Raw genomic sequence first — 6,345 nt, 5'->3', positions numbered from 1 at the left:
ATTCGAAACCAGCCAAAAAAACCAGCCACCACACACGGGGTGCGCAGCAACCAGCAAATTCAACCAATCAAAAAACAATCGGTATCAACAAACTTGGCACACTATTGAGTTCTCAAACAACAGGAGCAACCGGCACCAAACACGACCAAACCATCATGTCATCGCTCCGGAGCAACTTTTCAAGCCTACCCGCACCCACCCCGCAACCACAAATCCGCTCTATCTCGGCTGGTTCTAACACCAGGACCGCGATCCGCGAGCAGAAGCTGTACGAGGACACCGGAGGAAGCGACATCTTGCACATGGGACACGTGCCAGAACCGCTTCATTCAGTTGGGGGGTCTGTCACCCTCACCGGGGCAACTTGATAACTGTACAACACCCTCGCCCCCATCACAAACCCACCCACGCCTACGGGAAGCCCCCGCAGCAGCGCCGGCTTCAGGACCCGGTCGCTGTCCCCGCCTCCTTTGGGAGAAGGCCTCCGCCCGAGCTTGCCCCGGACGACTGCAGGCGGGCACGGGGCGCCTCACGCCGATCGTGCTCTGGTCCCCATAAACAAGTCGTAGTAGACAGGGTGCATGGGCAGAAGAATAGGAGTGGCACCACGGTTGGCCGAAGCCTTGGGTATCGTTCTGGGCACCGACGAGATCCCGATGCGGCTCCGGGCCTGGGACGGATCGGAAGCAGGCCCACCCGGTGCCCCGGTGATCGACTTCCGCTCCCGGAGGGGCTTGCGGCGAATGGTGTGGTCGCCGAATCAGCTCGGGCTCAGCCGTGCGTATGTCGCAGGGGACATCGACGGGGCCGGCGACATCTTCGAGAGCTTCTCGACCCTCAGCTCCGTGGGCAAGTTCGCTGAGGTGAAGGCCTTCCGCCCACCGACGTTCGGTGAGCGTGTGCGTCTGGTCCGTACAGCAGTTCGGGTTGGCGCCCTGGGACTTCCGCCGACGCCGCCCCCCGAGGAGATGAACGTGACCCGATCGGGACGGAAGCATTCCAAGGAACGTGACGCTGCGGCGATCTCGCATCACTACGACGTCGGCAATGAGTTCTACGCGCTCGTGCTCGGGCCGTCGATGGTGTATTCCTGCGCTGTCTGGGAGGACGAGACCGTCGGATTGGACGCATCCCAGGAGGCGAAACTCGATCTGGTCTGCCGCAAACTCGGCCTCCGGCCCGGCATGCGGGTGCTGGATGTGGGGTGCGGCTGGGGCAGTCTTGCACTGCATGCAGCGCAGAACTACGGAGTCGACGTCGTCGGTGTCACCCTGTCGAAGGAGCAGGCGGATCTCGGGCGGAAGCGAGTGTCCGACGCCGGTCTCGCTGATCGCATCGAGATCCGGGTTCAGGACTACCGCGATGTCGACGACGGTCCATTCGACGCAATCAGCTCGATCGGCATGGCCGAGCACGTCGGCGCTCACCAGATCGGCAACTACGCCTCCCATCTCTACGGCCTGCTGCGTCCGGGCGGCCGCCTGCTCAACCACGCGATTTCCTGGAACGCTGGTGAGATGCCTCCGGATCCGGACTCCTTCATCCCCCGCTACGTCTTCCCCGACGGGGAGATGCTCAGCCTCACTGCCATGATCGAGGCACTCGAGTCGGCCGGGCTGGAAGTACTTGACGTTGAAGCGCTGCGCCGGCACTACGGGCTGACGCTCCGGGCCTGGGTGCACAACCTCGAGGAGAACTGGGACGAAGCGGTACGCCTCACGAGCGAGGGGCGGGCTCGGGTGTGGCGGCTGTACATGGCGTCGAGCGCACTCGGATTCGAGCGGGGCCTGAACGGGGTGAATCAGGTGTTGGTGCGACGTCCGGGAGGAGAGGAGCCCCTCTTGCGCCGCCGCGAGTGGATGTGAGGTTGCCCCACCACGTACTCCGTCCGTCGGGCCGGGTGTTGTTCTCCCGCTCACTGGTCGGAGGGTCGGTTGTGCTGGCGCAGGCTTCTGAGTGTGCGTAAGCCTGCGCCAGCAGGCTCACCGTTGTGCGGCGCTGGTGGCGTCCTGGACCTCTCCGACGAGTTCTTCGAGGATGTCTTCGAGGAAGAGCATGCCGGTGGTGTTTCCTTCGGCGTCGAAGACGCGGGCGATGTGCGCGCCGGTGCGGCGCATGGTCGCCAGGGCGTCTTCGAGGTCGCTGCTGAAGTAGGCGGACGCGAGTCTGCGGACTCTCTTGGCGGGCACCGGCGCGTTGAACGACTCCGGGGTGGAGAGGTCCGTGACGTCCTTGAGATGCAGGTATCCGGTCGGTTCGCCGTCGCGCGTCAGGATGTACCGGGAGTAGCCGTGCTCCCCGACGGTGCACTGGATGTCCGCCGGGCTGGCGGTCACCGGGAGATGCACGATGTCCTGGATGGGGACCTCGACATCGGCGACGGTTTTCGAGGTGAACTCGAAGGCGTTGGTCAGGGTCCCGCTGCCGTCGGCGAGCACGCCTTCCCTGGTGGACTGCTCGACGATGGTGGCGACCTCGTCGAGGGTGTAGGCGCTGGTTGCCTCGTCCTTCGGCTCGACCTTGAACAGGCGCAGAATGCCGTTGGCGATCCCGTTCAGCGTCCAGATGACCGGCCTGACGACCTTCGAGACGAAGACCAGGGGCGGCGCCAGGAGCAGGGCGGCCTTGGTGGGTACGGAGAACGAGATGTTCTTCGGCACCATTTCGCCGAGCACCACGTGCAGGAATGTGACCAGCAGCAGGGCGATGACGAACGCGATCACGCCGATCGCTTCGGGTGGGATCGGGGTCAGGGCCAGCGGGTATTCGAGCAGGTGATGGATCGCCGGTTCGGAGACGTTGAGGATGACCAAGGAGCAGACGGTGATGCCGAGCTGACTGGTGGCCAGCATCAGGGTGGCGTGTTCCATCGCCCAGAGCGTGGTCTTCGCGGCCTTGCTGCCTTCCTCGGCGCGCGGCTCGATCTGGGAGCGGCGTGCGGAGATGACCGCGAATTCGGCCCCTACGAAGAACGCGTTGACGGCCAGAAGCACGACCAGCCAGATCAGTCCGGGCAGGTACTCACTCATGGGACAGGTCCTTCGTCAGCTCGTCGATGGTGCGGTCATGGCGGCTCTGTGCGTCCTGCGGATAATCAGAGGGATCCGTCGGAGTGAAGCGGATGCGCTCCACATGGACGCCGAGGACCCGTTCGACGCGCAGGACACCGTCGCTGAGGGCCACTTCGTCGCCGAGCTCGGGGATGCGGTCGAGTTCGTCGGTCATGTATCCGGCGAGGGTGTCGTAGTCCTCGCCTTCGGGCACGTCGATGCCGGTGCGTTCCCTGAGTTCGTCGGGGCGCAACGACGCGTCGAACGTGATCGATTTGCCGGTGCGCACGACCCCCACGCGGGTGCGGTCGTGTTCGTCCTCGAGTTCCCCGACGATTTCCTCGATGAGGTCCTCGAGGGTGACGATGCCGGCGGTGCCGCCGTGTTCGTCGGTGACGATCGCGACCTGCAGTCCCTGCTGGCGCAGCAGGCCCAGGAGGCTGTCGACGCTCATGGACTCGGGCACGCGGAGAGGTTCGACCATGAGCTTCCCGGCCGTGGTGATGGTTCGTGCGTCCAGGGGCACGGCGAAGGCCTGCTTGAGGTGGATGACGCCGCGGATGTCGTCGTTGTCCTCACCGATGACGGGGAACCGTGAGTACCCGGTGGTCACGGCCGTGGCGACGATCTCCGCGGCGGTGTCGGTGGTCCGCACGGAGGTCATCCGTACGCGGGGGGTCATGACGTCGTCGGCCGTATGGTCCGAGAACAGCAGGGTGCGGTGCAGCAGTTCCGCGTGGTCCTGATCCAGGGAGCCCTCGAGGGCTGATCGGCGGACCAGGGAGCTGAGCTCTTCGGCGCTGCGGGCGCCGGACAGTTCCTCCTTGGGCTCGATGCCGAAGGAGCGGATGATCCTGTTCGCGGTGTTGTTGAACAGAAGGATCACGGGTTTCAGGACGGTGGTGAACAGGGCCTGGAACGGGACGACGAACTTCGCGGTCTGTCGGGGAAGGGCCAGCGCGAAGTTCTTGGGGACCAGTTCGCCGATCACCATGGAGAACACGGTGGCGAGGAAGATGCCCACGACGGCTCCGATCCCGGGCACGAGTCCCTCCGGGATCCCGGCACCGAGCAGGGGTTCGCGCAGCAGGGAACTGATGGCCGGCTCGAACGTGTAGCCCGTGAGCAGGGTCGTCAGGGTGATCCCGAGCTGAGCACTCGAAAGATGCGTCGACGTGATCTTCAGGGCCTTGATGGTGGGCTTCAAGCCCTTCTCGCCGCGCGCGTCGCGGGCTTCGAGTTCGCTGCGGTCGAGGTTCACGAGCGCGAACTCTGATGCCACGAACATGCCGGTGCCGACGGTGAGAACCAGGCCGACGCCGATCATGACTAACTCGTACACGGTGCCGCCCCCCATCCTCGATCGGCCGACACAGCGGTGTTCAGGCAGGTGAGGGGCACGGGTCTATGCGTCGGGGGGTCATCCATAATGCCCTCCAGTCTAACGAACAGCCACCTATTCTCCCGGCCGAGGATGCCCATCCGGCCTACGCCGACAGCACAACGCGGCCATCGACGCGGGTCTCCGCCGTGGCGGGACACGACGATCCGCGCCTCCCGCCCCTGGCCGGGTGTCTGCTCCTTCGGGCTGCAGTGAGGATGCCTAGACTGAGCCCATCGGCAACGACGCCGATCGCACGACCACTGACATCCACCGCAAGGAGAGCATCATGGGACTCGATGACAAGATCGGAAACGCCGCGCAGAAGCTCGGCGGCCAGGGCAAGGAAGCTGCCGGCAACGCGACCGGCGACGAGAGCCTGAAGGCGGAGGGCCGGAGCGATCAGGCCAAGGGTGATCTCAAGCAGGCCGGCGAGAAGATCAAGGATGCCCTCAGGAAGAGCTGACTCGCCGACCCGCCTGACTGAGGCGCCGAACGACTGGAAGGGGAGGCGCCCGAATACGGTGCATCCCCTTCCAGCTTCCGAACCCACCTGCCCAATGGGCGTGACCTGTGGTGGGTGGTCAACGGGCTCGTCGTAATCGACGGTGTCGTCGGGGCGACCGGGATCGGCGCGTCGACGGCGGGATATCGGATGAGCCCATCAACGGTCCTCGCGGGATCGATAGCGGGTGGGATGCTGATGGGTACTTGCATGAGTTGGTGCGCATGCCTGCACGGGAGCCGGGTCCGTCCGAGGACACGCTGCGGGAGATGCGTGGTGGTCATCCGCCGTGGCGCGATGCTGTCACCTGGTAGAGGATGGCGGCTGCGACGTCCTTCAGCCTGACGTGGGTGTCGTTGGACATCTTCTGCAGCCGGAGGAAAGCCTCTGCGCTGGTGCAGTGGTGCTGGGCCATGAGAATGCCCTTGGCCTGCTCGATGCCGGCCCGAGAGCTCATGGCTTCCTGCAGTTGCTCCACCTCCTTGCGCGCGGAGCGATAGAGACCGGACGTCACCATGGTCGCCGCCGAGTACTCGGTGAAGCGCTGTTTCCGGTCGACGTCGGACGCGTCCGGGTCAGCGCTGAGGTAGGCCAGAAGACGGACGAGATCCTCGCGGTGCTCGGTGACGTCGTGCACCTCCTGCAGAAGAGCGACCACGTGACCCTCGTCGTTCAGGACGGGGCTATTGACCGGGCTCCAGTACCGCTCCAGGAACGCGCCGGGGCGGGCAGGGTCAGGGATGTCGAAACGGTGGAGGAGCAGGCTGTCCCTCTGCCCGGTTTTCTTGACGCGTTCGAGCGATTCGCGCATGACCCTGGCCGGTTCCTGCCCTGCCTGTGACGGGTTCTCGGTGAACACCTCGAATGCCTGGCGCCCAACGAGATCAGTAGCGGAAATCCCCACGAGATCGACGAACGCGGGATTCACGTCGAGGATGACGTACTCGGGATCCATCAGCGAGTACGCCGCCGCCGTTGCCTCAAAGATGCCCCGAGCATAGACCTTGATCCGATCAACCGCGTCTGGCGCGCCTCCACTCTCGTACTGTTCCACGTCGCTTCCCTCCCTGGCCAGTAACCTCAGCATGCTTCGCGTGGCCTGAAAACGGAAGCATGGTCATCATGTAACGGCGGGGTCCGGATGGACCCCTTACCGACGGATCGGAATCGACTCCTTCGGGTTGGGCCGTTGCCTGCCCGGTTCTCCTGGCGAGGAGCCCGCTCCGTTGCCGGGTGCGGTAGGAGTCTCCTGTGAGGGTGAGGACTTCGAGCGACGAAGATCCCGTTAACGAGGAAAGACCCCACCGTGGTGGGGTCTTTGCTCGTGAGTGGTTGTCCGGCGGTGTCCTACTCTCCCACACTCTCTCGGGTGCAGTACCATCGGCGCTGTGGGTCTTAGCTTCCGGGTT

General features: G+C 64.7%; 6 protein-coding genes. 3 read left to right on the top strand and 3 right to left on the bottom strand.

The annotated features are described in order from the left end of the window. On the top strand, window positions 1–368 hold a 368-nt coding region (locus AC4D2E_RS17580), incomplete at its 5' end, for a hypothetical protein (RefSeq protein ID WP_490953464.1). Window positions 369–581: 213 nt separating this feature from the next. After that, window positions 582–1,865, top strand: a complete 1,284-nt coding sequence (locus tag AC4D2E_RS17575; protein ID WP_490953463.1) for a class I SAM-dependent methyltransferase — start codon at window positions 582–584, stop codon at window positions 1,863–1,865. Between the two features lie 117 nt (window positions 1,866–1,982). Here AC4D2E_RS17575 and AC4D2E_RS17570 read toward each other — a convergent pair whose 3' ends face one another. Together AC4D2E_RS17570 and AC4D2E_RS17565 are read right to left on the bottom strand one after the other, a co-directional pair. Beyond that, complete coding sequence (locus AC4D2E_RS17570) at window positions 1,983–3,029, bottom strand: hemolysin family protein (RefSeq protein ID WP_490953462.1); 1,047 nt, start codon at window positions 3,027–3,029, stop codon at window positions 1,983–1,985. Further along, window positions 3,022–4,392: a hemolysin family protein gene (locus tag AC4D2E_RS17565; protein ID WP_490911627.1), complete on the bottom strand. Its 1,371-nt coding sequence runs from the start codon at window positions 4,390–4,392 to the stop codon at window positions 3,022–3,024. The genes AC4D2E_RS17570 and AC4D2E_RS17565 overlap by 8 nt, the downstream gene beginning before the upstream one ends. A gap of 328 nt (window positions 4,393–4,720) precedes the next feature. Here AC4D2E_RS17565 and AC4D2E_RS17560 point away from each other — a divergent pair, with 328 nt between their 5' ends. Further along, complete coding sequence (locus tag AC4D2E_RS17560; protein ID WP_490953461.1) at window positions 4,721–4,897, top strand: CsbD family protein; 177 nt, start codon at window positions 4,721–4,723, stop codon at window positions 4,895–4,897. 319 nt (window positions 4,898–5,216) lie between these two features. Here the strand turns inward: AC4D2E_RS17560 and AC4D2E_RS17555 are convergent, their stop codons facing one another. Beyond that, window positions 5,217–5,990 (bottom strand): ANTAR domain-containing response regulator, encoded by a 774-nt coding sequence (locus AC4D2E_RS17555; RefSeq protein WP_490911629.1) that lies wholly within the window; start codon window positions 5,988–5,990, stop codon window positions 5,217–5,219. Window positions 5,991–6,345: the final 355 nt, after the last annotated feature.

The sequence above is a fragment of the Arthrobacter sp. TJ-265 genome, from assembly GCF_058269135.1.
Note: the sequence above shows the minus strand (reverse complement) of the source record. Positions and strands in the feature narration are given on the sequence as shown.